Annotated in this window: 18 protein-coding genes; 6 read left to right on the forward strand and 12 right to left on the reverse strand. The window is 67.7% G+C overall.

The features are described from left to right. Nucleotides 1–61: 61 nt before the first annotated feature. The 9 genes from ABZ382_RS22260 to ABZ382_RS22300 form a co-directional block, all read right to left on the reverse strand. Nucleotides 62–2140 carry a thioredoxin domain-containing protein gene (locus tag ABZ382_RS22260; protein WP_357091727.1) on the reverse strand — a complete coding sequence of 693 codons (2079 nt, stop codon included), beginning with the start codon at nt 2138–2140 and terminating at the stop codon, nt 62–64. 58 nt (nt 2141–2198) lie between these two features. After that, nucleotides 2199–2417 (reverse strand): hypothetical protein, encoded by a 219-nt coding sequence (locus ABZ382_RS22265; protein WP_357091730.1) that lies wholly within the window; start codon nt 2415–2417, stop codon nt 2199–2201. A gap of 2 nt (nt 2418–2419) precedes the next feature. After that, nucleotides 2420–2881 (reverse strand): hypothetical protein, encoded by a 462-nt coding sequence (locus ABZ382_RS22270; RefSeq protein ID WP_357091733.1) that lies wholly within the window; start codon nt 2879–2881, stop codon nt 2420–2422. 69 nt (nt 2882–2950) lie between these two features. After that, nucleotides 2951–3166: a hypothetical protein gene (locus ABZ382_RS22275; protein WP_357091736.1), complete on the reverse strand. Its 216-nt coding sequence runs from the start codon at nt 3164–3166 to the stop codon at nt 2951–2953. 186 nt (nt 3167–3352) lie between these two features. Next, nucleotides 3353–3670, reverse strand: coding sequence for a DUF1048 domain-containing protein (locus ABZ382_RS22280; protein WP_357091739.1), 318 nt, complete (start codon nt 3668–3670; stop codon nt 3353–3355). Between the two features lies 1 nt (nt 3671). Then, nucleotides 3672–4028 (reverse strand): DUF1048 domain-containing protein, encoded by a 357-nt coding sequence (locus ABZ382_RS22285; protein WP_357091741.1) that lies wholly within the window; start codon nt 4026–4028, stop codon nt 3672–3674. Continuing rightward, the gene (locus ABZ382_RS22290; protein WP_357092355.1) at nt 4025–4333 is read right to left on the reverse strand and encodes a PadR family transcriptional regulator; all 309 of its coding nucleotides are present in this window, start codon (nt 4331–4333) and stop codon (nt 4025–4027) included. Before ABZ382_RS22290 ends, ABZ382_RS22285 begins: the two co-directional genes overlap by 4 nt. Before the next feature lie 158 nt (nt 4334–4491). Next, entirely contained in the window at nt 4492–5130 is a 639-nt protein-coding gene (locus ABZ382_RS22295; RefSeq protein ID WP_357091744.1) for a DUF3159 domain-containing protein, read from the reverse strand. A 196-nt stretch (nt 5131–5326) separates the two neighbouring features. Beyond that, the gene (locus ABZ382_RS22300) at nt 5327–6442 is read right to left on the reverse strand and encodes a DUF1254 domain-containing protein (protein WP_357091747.1); all 1116 of its coding nucleotides are present in this window, start codon (nt 6440–6442) and stop codon (nt 5327–5329) included. Between the two features lie 291 nt (nt 6443–6733). Between ABZ382_RS22300 and ABZ382_RS22305 the strand changes: the two genes are divergently transcribed. From ABZ382_RS22305 to ABZ382_RS22315, 3 genes are all read left to right on the forward strand, one after another. Continuing rightward, a complete protein-coding gene (locus tag ABZ382_RS22305) occupies nt 6734–7108 on the forward strand; it encodes a hypothetical protein (protein WP_357091750.1) in 375 nt (124 codons plus the stop codon). A 198-nt stretch (nt 7109–7306) separates the two neighbouring features. Next, a complete protein-coding gene (locus ABZ382_RS22310) occupies nt 7307–9211 on the forward strand; it encodes an alkyl sulfatase dimerization domain-containing protein (RefSeq protein ID WP_357091753.1) in 1905 nt (634 codons plus the stop codon). Between the two features lie 82 nt (nt 9212–9293). Next, on the forward strand, nt 9294–10229 hold the full coding sequence (locus ABZ382_RS22315) for an SGNH/GDSL hydrolase family protein (protein WP_357091755.1): 936 nt from the start codon (nt 9294–9296) through the stop codon (nt 10227–10229). 61 nt (nt 10230–10290) lie between these two features. Here ABZ382_RS22315 and ABZ382_RS22320 read toward each other — a convergent pair whose 3' ends face one another. Next, nucleotides 10291–10800 carry a hypothetical protein gene (locus ABZ382_RS22320; RefSeq protein ID WP_357091756.1) on the reverse strand — a complete coding sequence of 170 codons (510 nt, stop codon included), beginning with the start codon at nt 10798–10800 and terminating at the stop codon, nt 10291–10293. Nucleotides 10801–11084: 284 nt separating this feature from the next. Between ABZ382_RS22320 and ABZ382_RS22325 the strand changes: the two genes are divergently transcribed. Continuing rightward, nucleotides 11085–12509: an MFS transporter gene (locus ABZ382_RS22325; protein ID WP_357091759.1), complete on the forward strand. Its 1425-nt coding sequence runs from the start codon at nt 11085–11087 to the stop codon at nt 12507–12509. A 98-nt stretch (nt 12510–12607) separates the two neighbouring features. After that, a complete protein-coding gene (locus ABZ382_RS22330; protein ID WP_357091761.1) occupies nt 12608–13315 on the forward strand; it encodes a DUF1361 domain-containing protein in 708 nt (235 codons plus the stop codon). Nucleotides 13316–13324: 9 nt separating this feature from the next. Here ABZ382_RS22330 and ABZ382_RS22335 read toward each other — a convergent pair whose 3' ends face one another. Together ABZ382_RS22335 and ABZ382_RS22340 are read right to left on the reverse strand one after the other, a co-directional pair. Further along, nucleotides 13325–14785 (reverse strand): SPFH domain-containing protein, encoded by a 1461-nt coding sequence (locus ABZ382_RS22335; protein ID WP_357091764.1) that lies wholly within the window; start codon nt 14783–14785, stop codon nt 13325–13327. Nucleotides 14786–14794: 9 nt separating this feature from the next. Continuing rightward, complete coding sequence (locus ABZ382_RS22340) at nt 14795–15004, reverse strand: hypothetical protein (protein WP_357091767.1); 210 nt, start codon at nt 15002–15004, stop codon at nt 14795–14797. A 139-nt stretch (nt 15005–15143) separates the two neighbouring features. Here ABZ382_RS22340 and ABZ382_RS22345 point away from each other — a divergent pair, with 139 nt between their 5' ends. After that, nucleotides 15144–15836 (forward strand): hypothetical protein, encoded by a 693-nt coding sequence (locus ABZ382_RS22345; protein WP_357091769.1) that lies wholly within the window; start codon nt 15144–15146, stop codon nt 15834–15836. Nucleotides 15837–15847: the final 11 nt, after the last annotated feature.

Here is a 15847-nt window from a genome sequence, read left to right on the forward strand (position 1 = left end):
AATCCAGACCCGTGTCCGCGCCTTCGGAAGGCACGGGTACGGGAGGACCGCCGGCAGACCGTCAGGCCGATTCCGGCGGAAGCAGTCCGGCGCGGACGTCGTCGACCGTGGTGACCGGGAGGTCGCAGACCGAGCCGCGGCAGATGTAGGCGGCGGAGGTGTCGCGCACCGGCGGGCGGTCGGCCAGCAGGGGCTGGGAGTCGACGGCGCCGGAGACGATGACCGAGCCGCCCGGCGCGGCGGCACGGGCAGCCGCCACCAGCGTTGCGGCCCAGCCGGATTCGCCGTCGGGGCCGGCCGAGATCGCCACCTGGATCGGCCCGCGCAGTGCGGCCTCGGCCACCGCGAGCCAGTGGCCCGCCGAGCGGGGCGCACGAGCCAGCAGAACCGCGCCCCGCGCGAGGGTTTGGTCGGCGAGCTGCCGGTAGCGGGAAGCCCGATCCGGGTCGGTGAGCGCGGAGGCCGTGAGCAGGGCCTCGGCGAGAACCGAAGTCCCCGAGGGGGTTGCGCCGTCCAGCGGGTCACGCGGCCGGGTCAGCAGGGTCTCGGCGTCGTCGGCGGTGTCGAACCAGCTGCCCGGGGTGTCCGCGTCGGCGAAGTGCGTGATGGCCGCGTCGAGGACGCGCTGCGCCTCGGCGAGCCAGTCCCCGTCGGCGGTCTGATGCAATGCGAGCAGTCCCAGCGCGAGCCAGGCATAGTCCTCGAGCACGCCCGCCGCCGTACCGGGCACGCCGCCCAGCGAGGCGCGGCAGACCCGTCCGTCGGTCACGTGGGTGTCGAGCAGGAACCGCGCACACCGGACCGCCGCCGCGATCCACTCCGGATGCCCGTGCGCGGCACCGGCTTCCGCGAGAGCGACGATGGCCATGCCGTTCCAGGCCGTGACCGCCTTGTCGTCGCGTTCGGGTTGCGGCCGCAGTTCCCGCGCCGCCGACATGGCGGCCCGGATGGCCTCGAATCGCTCGTGGTCCACCGGTTTCGGGTCGGTGTACCGGGTCAGGACCGAGGTGCCGTGCTCGAAGGTCCCGGCCGTGGTCACCCCGAAGATCTCTGCGGCCCAGGCCCCGTCGAGCGCCCCGAGCACCCCGTTGAGTTCCGCGGGCGTCCAGACGTAGGTGGCTCCCTCGACCCCGGGCTGCCCCGGTTCGAGGTGGGTGTCGGCGTCCAGCGCGGACGCGAAGGCCCCCTGCTCGGTCCCCAGATCGGTCATGAGGAACTGCACGGTCTCGCGAGTCACCCGCAGCGCCAGCGATTCTCCGCCCTGCTCACCGCCGGGCACGTCGAGCCCGCGCCGGGCCAGGTGCGCGTACACCCGGATCAACTGCGCGTTGTCGTACAGCATCTTCTCGAAATGCGGCACCACCCAGGCCGCATCCACCGAATACCGGGCGAACCCGCCCCGCAGCTGGTCGTAGATCCCGCCCCGGGCCATGGCCGCGCAGGTGAACGAAACCGATTGCAGCACACCGAGATCCCCGGTCAGCTCGTAATGCCGCAGCAGCCCCTCCAACAGCGCCGACGGCGGGAACTTCGGCGCGCCCCCGAACCCGCCGTGCTGGGGGTCCACATCCTTCAACACCGCCGAGACCGCGTGCTGCACCAGGTCGGCGCTGATCCCGACCCCGGCGTCCGGCAACCCCGCCGTCTGCTGCCGCAGCGCCTCTCCGACCTGCGCCGCCGCGGTGTTCACCTCGTCCCGCCGATTCCGCCACGTCTCCCCCACCGCGGTCAGCACCTGCGTGAAGGACGGCATCCCGTGCCGAGGCGTCTTCGGGTAGTAGGTCCCGCAGTAGAACGGCTCCCCGTCGGGGGTCAGGAAGCAGGTCATCGGCCACCCGCCCTGCCCGGTCATGGCGACGGTCGCGTTCATGTACACCGCGTCCAGATCGGGCCGTTCCTCCCGATCCACCTTGATGCACACGAAGTTCTCGTTCATGATCGCGGCGGTCGCCTCGTCCTCGAACGACTCGTGCGCCATCACATGGCACCAGTGGCAGCTCGCGTACCCGATGGACAGCAGGATCGGCACGTCCCGCTCGGCCGCCTCGGCCAGCGCCGCCGCGTCCCATTCCCGCCAGTGCACCGGATTCCCGGCGTGCTGACGCAGATAAGGCGAGGTGGCGCTGCCCAATCGGTTCATATCCCCAGCCTCCCACATCCGGTCGGCGACAGCGTCGTCGGCGGATCGGCGGGAGGCGTCAGCGCCGTCGGATGAGGATGCCCGCGATCCACCCGACCACGAAGGTCACCAGCAGCACCAGCCACATGGGCGAGCGGATGGTGAGCAGCAGGAACTCGATGTCCACGCGGTGGCGGTTCTCGACGATGAACACCACCGCCAGCACCACGAGGAAGATGGAGAACCACTGCTTCATCGAAATGCGCGACAGCACGGATGGTTTGGAATCCTCGGCCATGATCAGATCGCGGTGCGGGCGAATCGATAGGTGGCCGGATTGCCCGGAGCGGCATTGTCGGTGTTCGAACCCGGGCCGGTGTACGAGAACGAGCCGGATTCGTTGGTCTGGCAGCGCAGCGTGACCGAGTAGGTGACCGGACCGTCGGCGGCAGTCTCGGTGGCGTCGAGGACGGCGACGCCGGGCTCGGTCGAGGTGTACGTGTAGCTGCCGTCATGCCAGGCCCCGGTTCCGGCGACCATGTACTGCAGGGCGCTCTGGCTGGGGAACCGCACGATGGTCATGGATTGGCCACGGGGGGCGGCGGGGGCGGCGGGCGTGCCGCCGTACAGGATCAGGTTGTGCTTCGTGGTGTCGGTGGGGACGGTGCACGCCCCGGGATCCGCGTGTAGCGGACCGGTAGCGGGAAGAATCCACGCGGCAGCGATGACGCTGAGCGTGGCGACGCGGACGCCGGCCTGCATAGCTGTTCCTCTCCGTTGGATGACCGCATTGCGCGGCGGTGCCGAACCCGTTCCAGGACAGTGGATCAGCTAGATGCACCAGTCCAGGGTGGCCGATCCCGGGGTCGGGATGTGGACGCAGAGGGTGATCGAGATATAAGGCGCGTCCACGTTCTGCACCGCGACGGGCCGATCCACGGCCGCCGCGGCGGGCTCGGCCGCCGCCGCGGGGCCCGCGGCGGCGAAGGCGAGGAGCGGGGCGGCCACCGCGGCAACCACCGCTGAGCGGGCGATTCCAGCAAGCATCTCATCAGCTCCTACGAATCGAGAACGATGAAAACGAGCACGGAAGAATGTCCGAAGTCAGACGCTAGGTCACGAACACATAGATTAGCCACCACTTTGCTGACGACTTGTCCGTTTTGTTATCCCCCGATCTCGAAGCCGAAGCCGCCGTGAACCATCAGGGCCACGGCGGCTTCGTCGAGAGATTCAGTTGGCCGCATCCTTGCGGGCGGACTCCTGATAGATGTCCGCGTAGGTGTCCGAGTCCTTGATCAGGTCGTCGCAGAAGGCTGCGACGTCGGGGCCGATGAGGTCGATGACTCCGGTGCCCGCCGCGGCGCCCTCCTCGAAGAAGTCGAGAAGCCCCGGGAGCAGGTTCCCGCCGACCAGGTCGACCGGGCCGACCTTGAAGAAGTACTTCTGAATCTCCTTGTAGACGATCTGGTAGTCCGCAGGGAGCGCCTTGACCCGCGCGACATGCGCCCGCCACTCCCGCTTACCTTCGATGATGTCGCGGATGCCCACGTTATCCTCCTAGCCGGCCGAGCTTCTTGGCGACGTTGTCGTTCAACTGCTTTCGCCATCTATCGCGATAGCCCTTGGATCCCTCTCCGCCCGCGATCGCCGCGCAGAAGCCCTTGATGTCGTCGCCCACCACCTCGTGGACACTCTGACCGTCCTCCGCCGCCTCTTCGAGCAGCCCCAGAGCACCGTCGAGGATGGGCATCAGGTTGCGGCCCGAGAAGTCCGAGTACGGAGAGAGCTGGATCTTGATCGCATCCCACGCCGTTCGATACTCGGCGGGGAGCGCCTCGGCCCGAGCGTCGAAAGACTTGTACTCCCTGGTGAGGTCGCCGCCCGTGACGGTTTCCCAGAATTTCATTTCCCACTCCCCTTGAGCTCATCGATACGCGCCGAGACGTATTCCCATTTCTCCCAGAACGTCGCGAGCTCCTGACGTCCTGCGTCATTGAGCGCGTAGAACTTTCGCGGTGGACCGACCTCGGACGGTCGCTTGGAGACATCGACCAAACCGTTCTTCTCCAAGCGCACCAGGATGGCGTAGACCGTGCCTTCGATGACGTCCACGAATCCCAGTTCATTCAGCCGGCGGGTAATCGCGTAGCCGTAGGTCTCCTGGTTTCCGATGATCTCGAGAACGCACCCTTCGAGCGTCCCCTTGAGCATCTCGGTCAAGTTGTCCGTAGCCGCCTCCTTTCATCGGACCACGCTATTCAGTGGTACTGACTACCACTAGACTGTAGCGCACAGTACCAGTAGTCGGCAATACCGAGTAGCGCAGAGGCGGCGGCGTCCGTTTCACCGCCTCCCGGGCGGAGATCGGTTCAGCGAGACCGGCGCAGCCACAGCCAGGTGACCGCCAACATGACGACCAGCGCGGGCTTGCCCAGCACCAGGGCGACGGCGCCGAGCACCACCACCTTGTTCGCCAGGTACAGCGGAACCATGATCACCAGGTGCAGCGCCCAGAAGGCGAACCAGGCCAGAGACACCTTGCGGTGCAGCGCGATCCGGCCGTCGGGGTCACGCGCCTCGGCGCGTTCGAGGCCCAGCTTGCGGCTGACCCAGTGACTCAGCGGCCGCCCGGCGAGGAGGCTGATCCCGAACGCGACGGTGCACACCGCGCAGATGATGAGGTCGGGCAGATAGAACCCGCGCCCCTCGCCGGTTATGCCGACGAACAGTGAGAACACCACGACCAGGGCCAGGGATGCGGACACCACCTTGACCGAGTCTCCCTTCACCAGGCGATACAGGGAGATCAGACCGGCGACCCCGAGCGCGGCCAGCACGCCGATCTTGGCGTTCACCGCGGCGTAGCCGAGGAGGAAGCCGATGGCGGGCGCCGCGCCGTCGAGCAGATGCCCCGGCCCGCCGAGCGCCCGGAACTTGCCCCACATCTCGGCCGCGGTGGATCGGGTTCGCGGAGCGGACTTCTGCACTGTCACCTCAGTCACCAGCATGTCGGCTGCCTCCCAGCTATTCGAGGTCGCTACGGCTCGAGCCCTGGATGCGATGGGCTCGCAGTGGATTCTTATTGCAGTCTGACTGCAATAAGAATGGCAGGCAACCCTCCTGTGACCCAACCGACAAGACGGCCGCCGACACGACCCGGTGCAGGGCCATATCGGCGGCCGGATCGCGGCCGTCCGGCGCGGATCAGCGCATGGGTTCGGCCTGCGGGAAGGTCCAGGTGCCGTCGAGGATGCTCTGATGCGGGCGGTAGAGGCGGACCATGTAGTTCCAGCCCGGCACGATGGGCAGGCAGTTGGCGACCTGGCCGTCGCAGCCACCGAGCTGAATGTCGACCGAGCCGTCGGCGTTCTTCTCGGCCGTGGTGCCGTTGACGGTGTACGCGTTCTGCGCGTTGGCGTCGTAGTAACCCTGGGCGTTGTAACGGCTGACCGACCAGAAGCCGTCCACGGGAACGTCTTTCACGTGCAGCTTGTAGTTGACCTGGCCATTGTTCTCCGGCGGGGTGACATTGAGGTAGAGCGCGTCCTGCTCGGGGTTGCCACCCCAGGCCGAGGCGGCGGTGATCAGGTGCCGCACCTGGTCCACCTGCCCGCGGGGTCCGAAGGAGTTCTTGGTGTCGGGCAGACCGGCTGCGAGGGTGATCAGCGCGGCGCGGGTCGTGTCCTGGCTCGCCTGGTCCCACTGCGGAATCTCGAATGTGCCGGGGCCGCCGGACTGTTCGAGGCCGATCTGGTCCTGCAGCTTGTGCACGGCGTCGACATCGGATGGGCTGTTCGGGTCGACGAAGATCCGGACGCCCAGCATCAGGTACCGCGTACCAACCTTGTCCTTGTCGAAGGTGTACTTGCCGGGCTTGTAGCTGACCTGCGGGGTGTATTCGTCCTCGTCGATCGCCTGCAGCGACATGAACCGGCTGCCCGCGTCGGGCATGGTGACGGTGACCGGACCGGCGTCGAGGTCGACGATCGCGTTGGAGTACAAGGTGTCCCGATTGGCGCGCACCACGGCCTGGGCGTCGATCGGCATCAGCTCGCGGAAGTGGTTCCACTTGCCGAACGCGCCCTCCTTGACACCGATGTCGAACTGGCGGTCGCTCTCGGCGCGCACGAAATTGTCGGAGGTGACGGTGATCGGCTTACCCAACGGGTACTCCGCGACCTTGGTCTCCGACGCGCTGGAGGCGGTCGAGCTCGTCGAACCGTTCTTCGAGTCGGAGGAGCTGTCACACGCGGTCAGCGTGACAGCGGTCAGCGCGGCCAAACCGATCGCCGCGATCCCGAGCCCAGACCTTCGCGACATCACCGCAAACCCTCGGTGCTCGCCACTCTTCTCGAGGTTCACAACCACACGACCCTTCTTCGGTGTCGACAACAGCGGGGCGGACACTCGGTCTAGCTGAACTTTCCTCTGTACCGAGTGGGAAGTTTAGGAGAGACTAGTTCCGACTGGTTGTATTTTTTCGCAACGAAATCATCCAAACAAGGTGAGTGGCAATCGCACAGCTACCACCACTCGCACACTAGCGTCGAACACCGTCGGCAGCCCATCGTCGCCACATCCCGATGTCGTGAGCTACTAGGAGAGCCCCCCGTGCGCCCGCTACGCGTTCCGATCACCCTGGCCGTCTGCGCCGCGTCCTGCGCGCTCACCGCCGCGACCGCGACGGCCCAGCCGCAGTTCACCCCCGAACCGGGCGGCGTCATCAAGGTCGAGTCCGCGCCCGGCGAATGGTGGAAGTGCGGCCTCTACAGCATCGACCCGCCCACGGTCCGCGGCCTGCCCCCCGTGGTCAACTACCCGCCCGGCTCATGGTCGCCGCCCGGCGGCGACCCGGCCGCCGCGGCCCCCGACTTCACCACCGGCCCGGCGTACGCCCAATTCACGCCCGGCGCAACGGTTCTGGCCGACTGTGTCAGCCAGTACCTGCCGGTGTTCTGGCTCCAAGTCCTGCACGCCGACCACTAGGAGACTCCGTGCTGATCCTGCTCGGCATCCTCGCTTCACCCCTGATCGCGCTCACCGCGCCGATCTGGGCCCCGATCCTGCTCATCACCCAGTTCGGCGGAGCCCTCGCGGTCACGCCCTGACACCGCTCGACACCCAGCTCCACGAATCCGAATCGTCCATCTCGCCGGATCCACCCGGCGGAACAGGAGGCAGGCAGTGAGCACGACGACCGAACCGAGCCGGTTCATCATCGATCAGAACAAGCGGGTCAGCGCCGATCTGCCGTTCGGGGACACCACCGACCAGCAGGACGCCGACCGCGGCTTCATCGCCGCCCTGGAGCCCGGCGTGGTCAAGGACGCCGACGGGAATGTGGTGTGGGACAACGACTCCTACAGCTTCCTGCACGACTCCTGCCCGTCCTCGGTCAATCCCAGCCTGTGGCGGCAGGCCGGGCTGAACATCCGGCAGGGCCTCTACGAGGTGACCCCGGGGATCTATCAGATCCGCGGGCTGGACCTGTCGAACATGACCCTGATCGAGGGCGACACCGGCGTGATCGTGATCGATCCGCTCATCTCGGAGGAGACCGCGCGCGCCGGACTCGAGCTCTACCGCGCGCACCGCGGCGACAAGCCGGTCACCGGCCTCATCTACACCCACTCGCACGTCGACCACTTCGGCGGCGCGTATGGCGTCACCAGCCAGGCGGACGTGGACGCGGGCCGTCTCCCGGTCATCGCGCCGGCCGGATTCCTCGAGCACGCGGTCGCCGAGAACGTCTACGCCGGAACGGCGATGGCCCGCCGCGCCGCCTACATGTACGGCGCGGCGCTCCCCCGCGGACCCAAGGGCCAGGTGGGCGCGGGCCTCGGACAGACCACCTCCACGGGCACGGTCACGCTGATCGCGCCGACCCACGACATCACCGAGACCGGTCAGGAGATGACGGTCGACGGAGTCCGCATCGTCTTCCAGATCACCCCGGGCACGGAAGCGCCCTCGGAAATGAACTTCCACTTCCCCGGCCACCGCGCACTCTGCATGGCGGAGAACGCCACTCACACCCTGCACAACCTGCTGACCCTGCGTGGCGCGCTGGTGCGCGACCCGCACGTCTGGTCGCAGTACCTGACCGAGTCGATCAACCTGTTCGGCTACGAATCCGATGTCGTGTTCGCCTCCCACCACTGGCCCACCTGGGATACCGAGCGGCTGGTGGAATACCTTGCGCTGCAACGGGACCTGTACGCCTACCTGCACGACCAGACACTGCGGCGGCTGAACCAGGGTTATGTCGGCAGCGAGATCGCCGAGACCATCGAGCTGCCCCCGGCGGTCGCCGGGTCCTGGCACGCGCGGGGCTACTACGGGTCGGTCAGCCACAATGTGAAGGCCATCTACCAGCGCTACATGGGCTGGTTCGACGGCAATCCCGCGCATCTGTGGGAGCATCCGCCGGTCGAATCCGCCACTCGGCACGTGGAATTCATGGGCGGGGCCGAGGAGGTGCTGCGCAAGGCGCGCACGGCCTACGACGCGGGTGATTACCGCTGGGTCGCGCAGGTCCTCAACTACGTCGTCTTCGCCGACCCCGCCAACACGGCCGCGAAGTCGCTGCTGGCCGACACCTACGACCAGCTCGGCTTCGGCGCCGAGAACGCCACCTGGCGCAACTTCTTCCTGATGGGCGCCTACGAACTGCGCAACGGCAATGTCGGCACCCCCACCAAGGCCAGCTCCCCGTCCATGATGGCGGCGCTGACCGTCGACCAGGTCTTCGACGCCCTGTCGCTGCGCCTGGACGGCCCCAAGGCCTGGCACGAAAAGGCCGTCAGCGACTGGGTTTTCACCGATGAGAAGCGCACCCACCGCCTCGAGCTGCGCAACGGCGTGCTCATCCACTTCGACCGCCGTGACGGCGACAAGCTCCCGCCCGCCGATGTCACCTTCACCCTCACCCGGGCCACCCTGATCGGCGTCCTGCTCGACGGCCAGGACATCGGGGCCGCGGTCCAGTCCGGCGCGCTCACCATTGCCGGTGACGCCCAGAGTTTCGTCAAGCTGACCGCTCTGTTCGACGAACCCAACCCGGATTTCGCCATCGTCACCCCCGAATAAGCGGTTCCGCCCTACGGGTCGCGCTAGGATCTGGCGACCCGTACGGGCGCCCGAATCTCTACCGCACGAAATGCCGAGGACCATGAGCCGTTTTCTCTCCGCCGTCGCGATGGTCTTCGGAGGGGCGGCGCTGATCAGCGGCCTCACCGCACCGGTGGCCGGGGCGGACACCGATCCGGCCGCCTCGAATGCGGGGAAGACGCTGGTCGTGATGGGTGACTCGAATACGGCCAATGCCACCTGGTCGACCATGCAGCCGCAGCCGACCGGCGTGGCCTGCCCGCATCTGCCGACCTCCTGGCCGAATCAGCTGGCGGACCGGATGGGGTTGTCGGCGACCAAGGATGTGGCGGACGTGTCCTGCGTCGGCGCGTACATGTGGCGGCACGGCGAGGACCGGTTCTGGACGGCGCTGACCGAGGCGCGGCAGGCGGCCGCGGACGGGGCGTTCGGGCCGCGAACCCAAGCGGTGCTGTTGCAGTTCGGTCTGAACGATGCCTGGGGCGCGGACCATGCCGCACAGAACGAGCTGGTGCCGTGTCTGCTCGATGTGCTGCGCGGGTGCAGTACGGCCGACGCCGCCACCAATGCCAATCCGCCCGCGCTGCTGACCGGGCAGGACTACGTCGACCACCTGCGCGACATCGTCACCTACATCCGCTACTACGCGCCGAACGCGCGCATCGTGCTGGTCGGGTACCAGGAGCTGCACACGCCGGGTGATCAGGCGATCTGCATGGGCGTGCTGGGTGTTCCGGTCGGCCTGCCCCGGGCCGGGGCGGTCACCGACGTGTTCGACAGTCTCCGAACCGCTCCGCGGGACGGGGCCGCCGCGCTCGGGGTCGAGTACTTCGATGCCGCCGCGGTCACCGCGGGCCACGGACTGTGCTCCCCCGACCCGTGGCTGAACGGCATCTTCACCCCGGGTCCGGACTGGTACGGGCAGCCGGGCCACCCGACCGTCCAGGGTGACGCTGCCGTCGCCCAGGGCTTGCACCAGTTCCTGACGGCCCGATGAACGAAGGCTCCCACCCGAATCCGAGATTCGAGTGGGAGCCCGATCGTGGCCGAATTCGACGCTAGGGCACGACGACGTCGAGGTTGACCGGGACGTTCGGGCGGTCCGTGCGGATGGTCAGGTGCACGCGGCCCGGTCCGGTGTTGACCGGGAAGATGGCCGGATAGGTGCTGCTCTGCCCCGCGGCGATGAAGCGGGTGACGCTGCCCTGCTGGCCGGTGTCGGCATTGGTCCAGTCGATGACGGCATTGACGTCACAGGCCAGCAGTGTCGGGGCCCAATTGCCCAGCAGGGAGAAGCCCTGGCTGATGCGCAGGATCACCGAGTGTGAGGTGCCCGGCGCTTCGGAGTACTGGTAGAGCGGGCCATCGAAAGCCGTGCCGCCGACCGAGAACATGCCCGCGCAGACACCGTTTCCGACGGTGAAGACCGGGCCGGTGTTGAAGCTGTTCTGCACGCAGGAACGCGGTTCGACATTCGACCAGCCCAGCTGGCAGGGGCTGCCGGGTTCGGCGCCGGCCGGTGCCGCGGCGACCGCCGCGCCGGCTCCGAGGATGGCAACGGCGGTCAAGCTATTGATCGTTCGTTTCATCATCGGCCAATCCTCACAGCCGACACCGGGTCGGTGTCAACTGTCGCCGGGGCGTGTCCCCGCCCAAATCTCGCGAAAGTGTCGGCGCCAATGGCCTTTTCGCGCAGACCAGCACCCGCATTGGTACCCATACCCCCAATGGGTATGAGAAGGGTCACACTGTTCCGGACTGTTCTTCATATACCCCACGGGGGTACCAATGGACGAGTTGGAACCTCAGCGGCCACCCGGCCGCCCGATACCTCTGCCAGGGAGTGATTCCTATGTCCACCCACACCACCGCGCCGCCCCCGTCGCGGCGTTGGATCGCCTTGGGGCTCATCGCCCTCGCCCAGTTCATCGTCATCATGGACACCTCGATCATCGGCGTCGCATTGCCGGAAATGCAGGACGCGCTGGGGTTCTCGCAGGAGAACCTGTCCTGGGTCTTCAATGCCTACGTGGTCGTCTTCGGCGGCTTGCTGCTGCTCGGCGGAAAACTCTCCGACATCGTCGGCGCCCGACGGATCTTCCAGACCGGCTGGGGCATCCTCGCGGTCGGCTCGCTGGTCGCCGGACTCGCCGGAAACGCCGCGGTGGAACTGATCGGACGCGGCGTGCAGGGCGCGGGCGCGGCCCTCATCGCACCGTCCGCCCTGACCCTGCTGATGATGTTGTTCGGCGGCAACCCGGGCGAGCTGACCAAGGCGTTCGCCGTCTACGGAGCCGCCGCGCCCGCGGGCGGTACGGCCGGCGTGTTCCTCGGCGGTCTGATCACCCAATATGCCTCGTGGCCTTGGGTTTTCTACATCAACATCCCGATCGCGCTGGTAGCCCTGCTCGCCGCCCCTGCCCTGGTGCCCGACGGCGCGATGGCCCCGCACGCGTCGGTGGATCTGCTCGGCGCGGTGACAGCGACGCTCGGACTGGGCGCGGCGGTCTTCGCCGTGGTACGCGGAGACTGGTCGGCCACCTCCACCTGGGTGGTGCTGGCCGCGGCCGTCGCCCTGCTCGGCGCGTTCATCGCGATCCAGGCCCGCCGCCGCGAACCGCTCATGCCGCTGAGCATCTTCCGCGCACCCGACCTCGGCGCGGCCAACCTCGCTCAGGTGCTGCTGGGCGCGGCGTGGGTGCCGATGTGGTTCTTCCTGAACCTGTATCTGCAACAGGTGCTGGGCTATTCGGCGTTCCCGTCGGGTGCGGCGCTGCTGCCCATGACCGCGCTCATCATGGTCGGCATGATCGCGATCTCGCCGAAACTGTTCGCGCGCTTCGGCGCTCGCACCATGACGGTCGCGGGCCTGGTCGTCCTGGCCGCCGGACTGGCGTGGCTGTCGTTCATCCGTCCCGACGGCAACTTCTGGATCGACGTGCTGCCCGGTTCGCTGGTGGCGGCGCTGGGCATGTCGCTGGCCTTCATTCCCACACTGCAGACGGCCATTTCGGCCGCGCCGCCGCAGGAGGGCGGCCTAGCCTCGGGGATCGTGAACACCGGCTACCAGATCGGTTCGGCCCTGGGCCTGGCCGTGGTCACCGCCATCGCGGCGAACGCGGGCGCCGACCGGCTCGGTGACGCCGCCGCCCTCACCGACGGCTTCTCGGCGGCGTTCGTCACCGCCGGCATCATCGCCGTCGGCGCGGCGGCGCTCGCCCTGGCGACCTTCCGGTCCCCGGCCCGGCGCGACCAGGAGGTCTCGGCTGCCGCCTGATGTCCGAACAGCCGCGACCGAATCGGTGATGGCTCGGTGGGATTCTTCCCGCCGAGCCATTGCCGAATATTTGCTCTTGCGAACGATAGGTTTCCGGTATGAAGCCCGGGGAACTACTGCTGCTCTATGTTCTAGGACTCAACGCCTATGCGCTGCTACTCATCTTCCTGCGCGCACGGATCTATCGGGTACCGGTCTACAGGCCCATGTTGTGGAACTTCTTCCTCTCGATCGTGCCACTCGGCATCCTGCTGAGCCTGATCGTGGTGACCGGACTGGTCGATGTAGCCACCAACCGCGGGATCGCGATCGCGGTGGGTGCGGCAGGTTTGCTGATCTGGCTACTCTTGCTGCCGAATTCGAGCTACCTGATCACCGAACTCAATCTGAACCATCGCTGGCCGAACGATCCGGTCCCGCTCTGGTACGACATCGTCGCGGTCCTGTCCTTCGCCCTGGCCGGTGTGGTGAACCTGGTTTTGAGCGTCCTGATCGTCCAAATGGGTGTCGTCATCGCGTTCTTCGGTGACGCGGACGACGGAGCCATGCACTCCACCGCCGCCCGCGTCCTGGTCGTGCTGATCGTCCTCGCCGTCTCGGTGGGCATCTATCTGGGCCGCTACCTGCGCGTGAACAGCTGGGACGTCCGCGCCCCCCAGCGGGTGCGGGACACGCTGGCCGAGCACTTCGATTCCACCGCCGCCGTGGGCCGTTTCGCGTTCTTCTGCGTGACCCACACGATCTTCCTGTGCCTGATGTACGGCCTGATGGCGGGGCCGCTCGTCGATTCGATCACGAGCGGCTGACCGCCGTGATCAGCGGCCGTTCACGCTGAGACCGACCTCGCCGTTGGGCGACGCGGTCTCCGGTTCGAGCACCGGCATCAGGGATTCCCGCGCCATGGAGGCGAGAGTCCCGGCCTGCTGGATGATCTCGGCCAGCGCCGAGGTCACGCCCTGCGCACCGTTGAGCACCGTGAACTGCCCGACGTGCTCGAACGGCTTCGCCGCGGCGGCCACGATCTCGGGCAGGTGTTCGGCGATCTGCTGGGCGATCACCGCCTCCTGGTTCTTGCTCATCGCCTCCGCGCGCTGCTGGATGCCCGCCGCCTCGGCGGCCATCCGGGCGCGCACGGCGTCGGCCTCGGCGAGACCGCGCGCCTTGATCGCGTCCGCCTCGGCCTGACCGGTGAGCCGGGTCGCCTCGGCCTGCGCGGCCGCCCGCGCCTTGATCGATTCGGCTTCGGCGAGGGCCTGCACCTTCGTCTGCGCCGCAGCGGCTTCCGCGCGCAGCCGGGTCTCCTCGGCGTCGGCCTCGGCCTGACTGATGCGGGCGTCACGAGCCGCGGTGGCCAGGGTGGTCTGTTTGTAGGCCTCGGCGTCGGCGGGCTTGCGCACCTCCACCTGGAGTTGCTGTTCCTTCTGCTGCGCCTCGAGTTGCGCGACCTTGGTTTCCACCTCGACCACCGCCTGCCGGGCGGTCGCCTCGGCCAGCGGGCCCTGCTGCTGGGCGTCCTTGGTGGCCCGATCCACCTCGGCCTGATATCCCGCCTTCTTGATCTGGGTGTCGCGCACCGACAACGCGACCTGCGCCTGCGCCGCCTGCTCCTGCGCGATGGCCTCGCGTTCGGCATTGGCGCGCGCGATGCGGGCGTGCTGCTCAACCTCCGCCTGATGCGGAATGGCCAGATTGGCGATGTAATTCGACTCGCTGGCGATGGACTGGATCTGGAACGAGTCGATCACCAGGCCGAAGGACTCCATCTCGTGCGAGCAGCGGTCCCGCACCTGCTCGGAGAACTTGTCCTGATCACTGATCATGTCCTCCACGGTCATCGAGCCCGCGATGGCGCGCAGATGACCGATGAACACGTTCTGCACCTTGGTCTCGAGCTCGTCGGTGGGCCGGTCCAGGAACCGCCGCGCCGCGTTGGCGATCGAGGTGTAGTCGTCGCCGACCTTGTACATCACCACACCGGTCAGCTGCAGATTGATCTTCTGCCGGCTCACGCACGGCACCACGATCTGGGATTCGTGCGCCTCCAGCGAGATTCGCCGTACCTTGGTCAATCCCGGCGCGACCAGGCACCCGCGCCCGGTGACGATCCGGAACCCCATACTCTCCCCCGACCCGCCCGGCCCCGATCCGGCCCGGAAGCCCGAGATGATCAGCGCCTCATCGGGTTCGGCGACGCGCCACGCGAGCCGCAGCAACCCGATTCCGGCCAGCAGAACAACGAACACCAACCCGACCAAACCAATGACCAGGATGTCCACGATGCACCTTCATTTCACGGGAACGACTTCGACGGTCCGGCCACCCAGACTGCCGACCACGAGCACCTGAGCGTGCTTGGGAATCGTCGACTCGCTGTCGGCGGCACGCGCCAGGAACCGTTCGGACCCGGCCCGCACCTCGATCAATACCTCGCCGAGGTGGTCGGGGGTGATCGCGGCCGTCACCCGCGCGAACTTGCCGATCACGTCCGCCGCCATCAACCCCACCCCCCGGAACCGCAGCTGTTCGACACCACAAACGCTAATCCCGCGCCGGACACCCGGAAATTTCCTTTACGAAAAACTAACGGGTGCAACCGGTCAGCGGGCTCCGATACACACCCTGCATGATGGGTTCATGCTCCCCACCGACCATCTCGCTCAGGTAGACCGTCGTCCCGCCGTGATCGACACCCCGCTCGGGATCGTGGGGTTCGGCGTCACCGTCGGGTCGGAGCTGCTGCCCGCCGGTCCGAACACGCTGTGGCGCTTGCCCAACGGGTCGCATCTGCACCGGTGGCGGCATCGGGACGCCACCGTCGACCTGCTGGTCGGGAGCATCGAGATGCCCGCCTGGGACGGGGGCGCGCCGGTCGCGCTGTGGGCCGGGATCTGGCAGGTGAAGGCGCACAGCGCGGTCCCCGGACTGGTGTTCACGGCCGAATTGACCGATCTGCCCGCCGGGACCACCAGCGGACCGGACACCGGGGAGTGCCTCGCGGCGGTGAGCATCGAGAACGACCACTTCATGGTGTGCATCGGCGGCCCGGACTCCGAACTGCTGGCCATGCAGGCCGAGGACGCGCGCCTCATGCCCGGCAGCTGGGCGCACCAGATCCATGCCGACGACCACGACGCCGAATACGGTGTCCGCTACCGGGATCCGGCCCGGATCGAATGGCACCTGCCCGGCCTGGCCACCGACGAGGCCGCCCGCCTGTGCGTGGCCACCGCATGGTGCCCGCGCGACGACGACCGCCCGGCCGCCTGGTTCGCCGTCGACATCCCCCTGGACACCGCCTACCTCCACCTCACCGCCGACCCGGCCTGATCCGGCCCTGG

This window comes from Nocardia sp. NPDC005825, from assembly GCF_040630175.1.
Taxonomy (GTDB): Bacteria; Actinomycetota; Actinomycetes; order Mycobacteriales; family Mycobacteriaceae; genus Nocardia.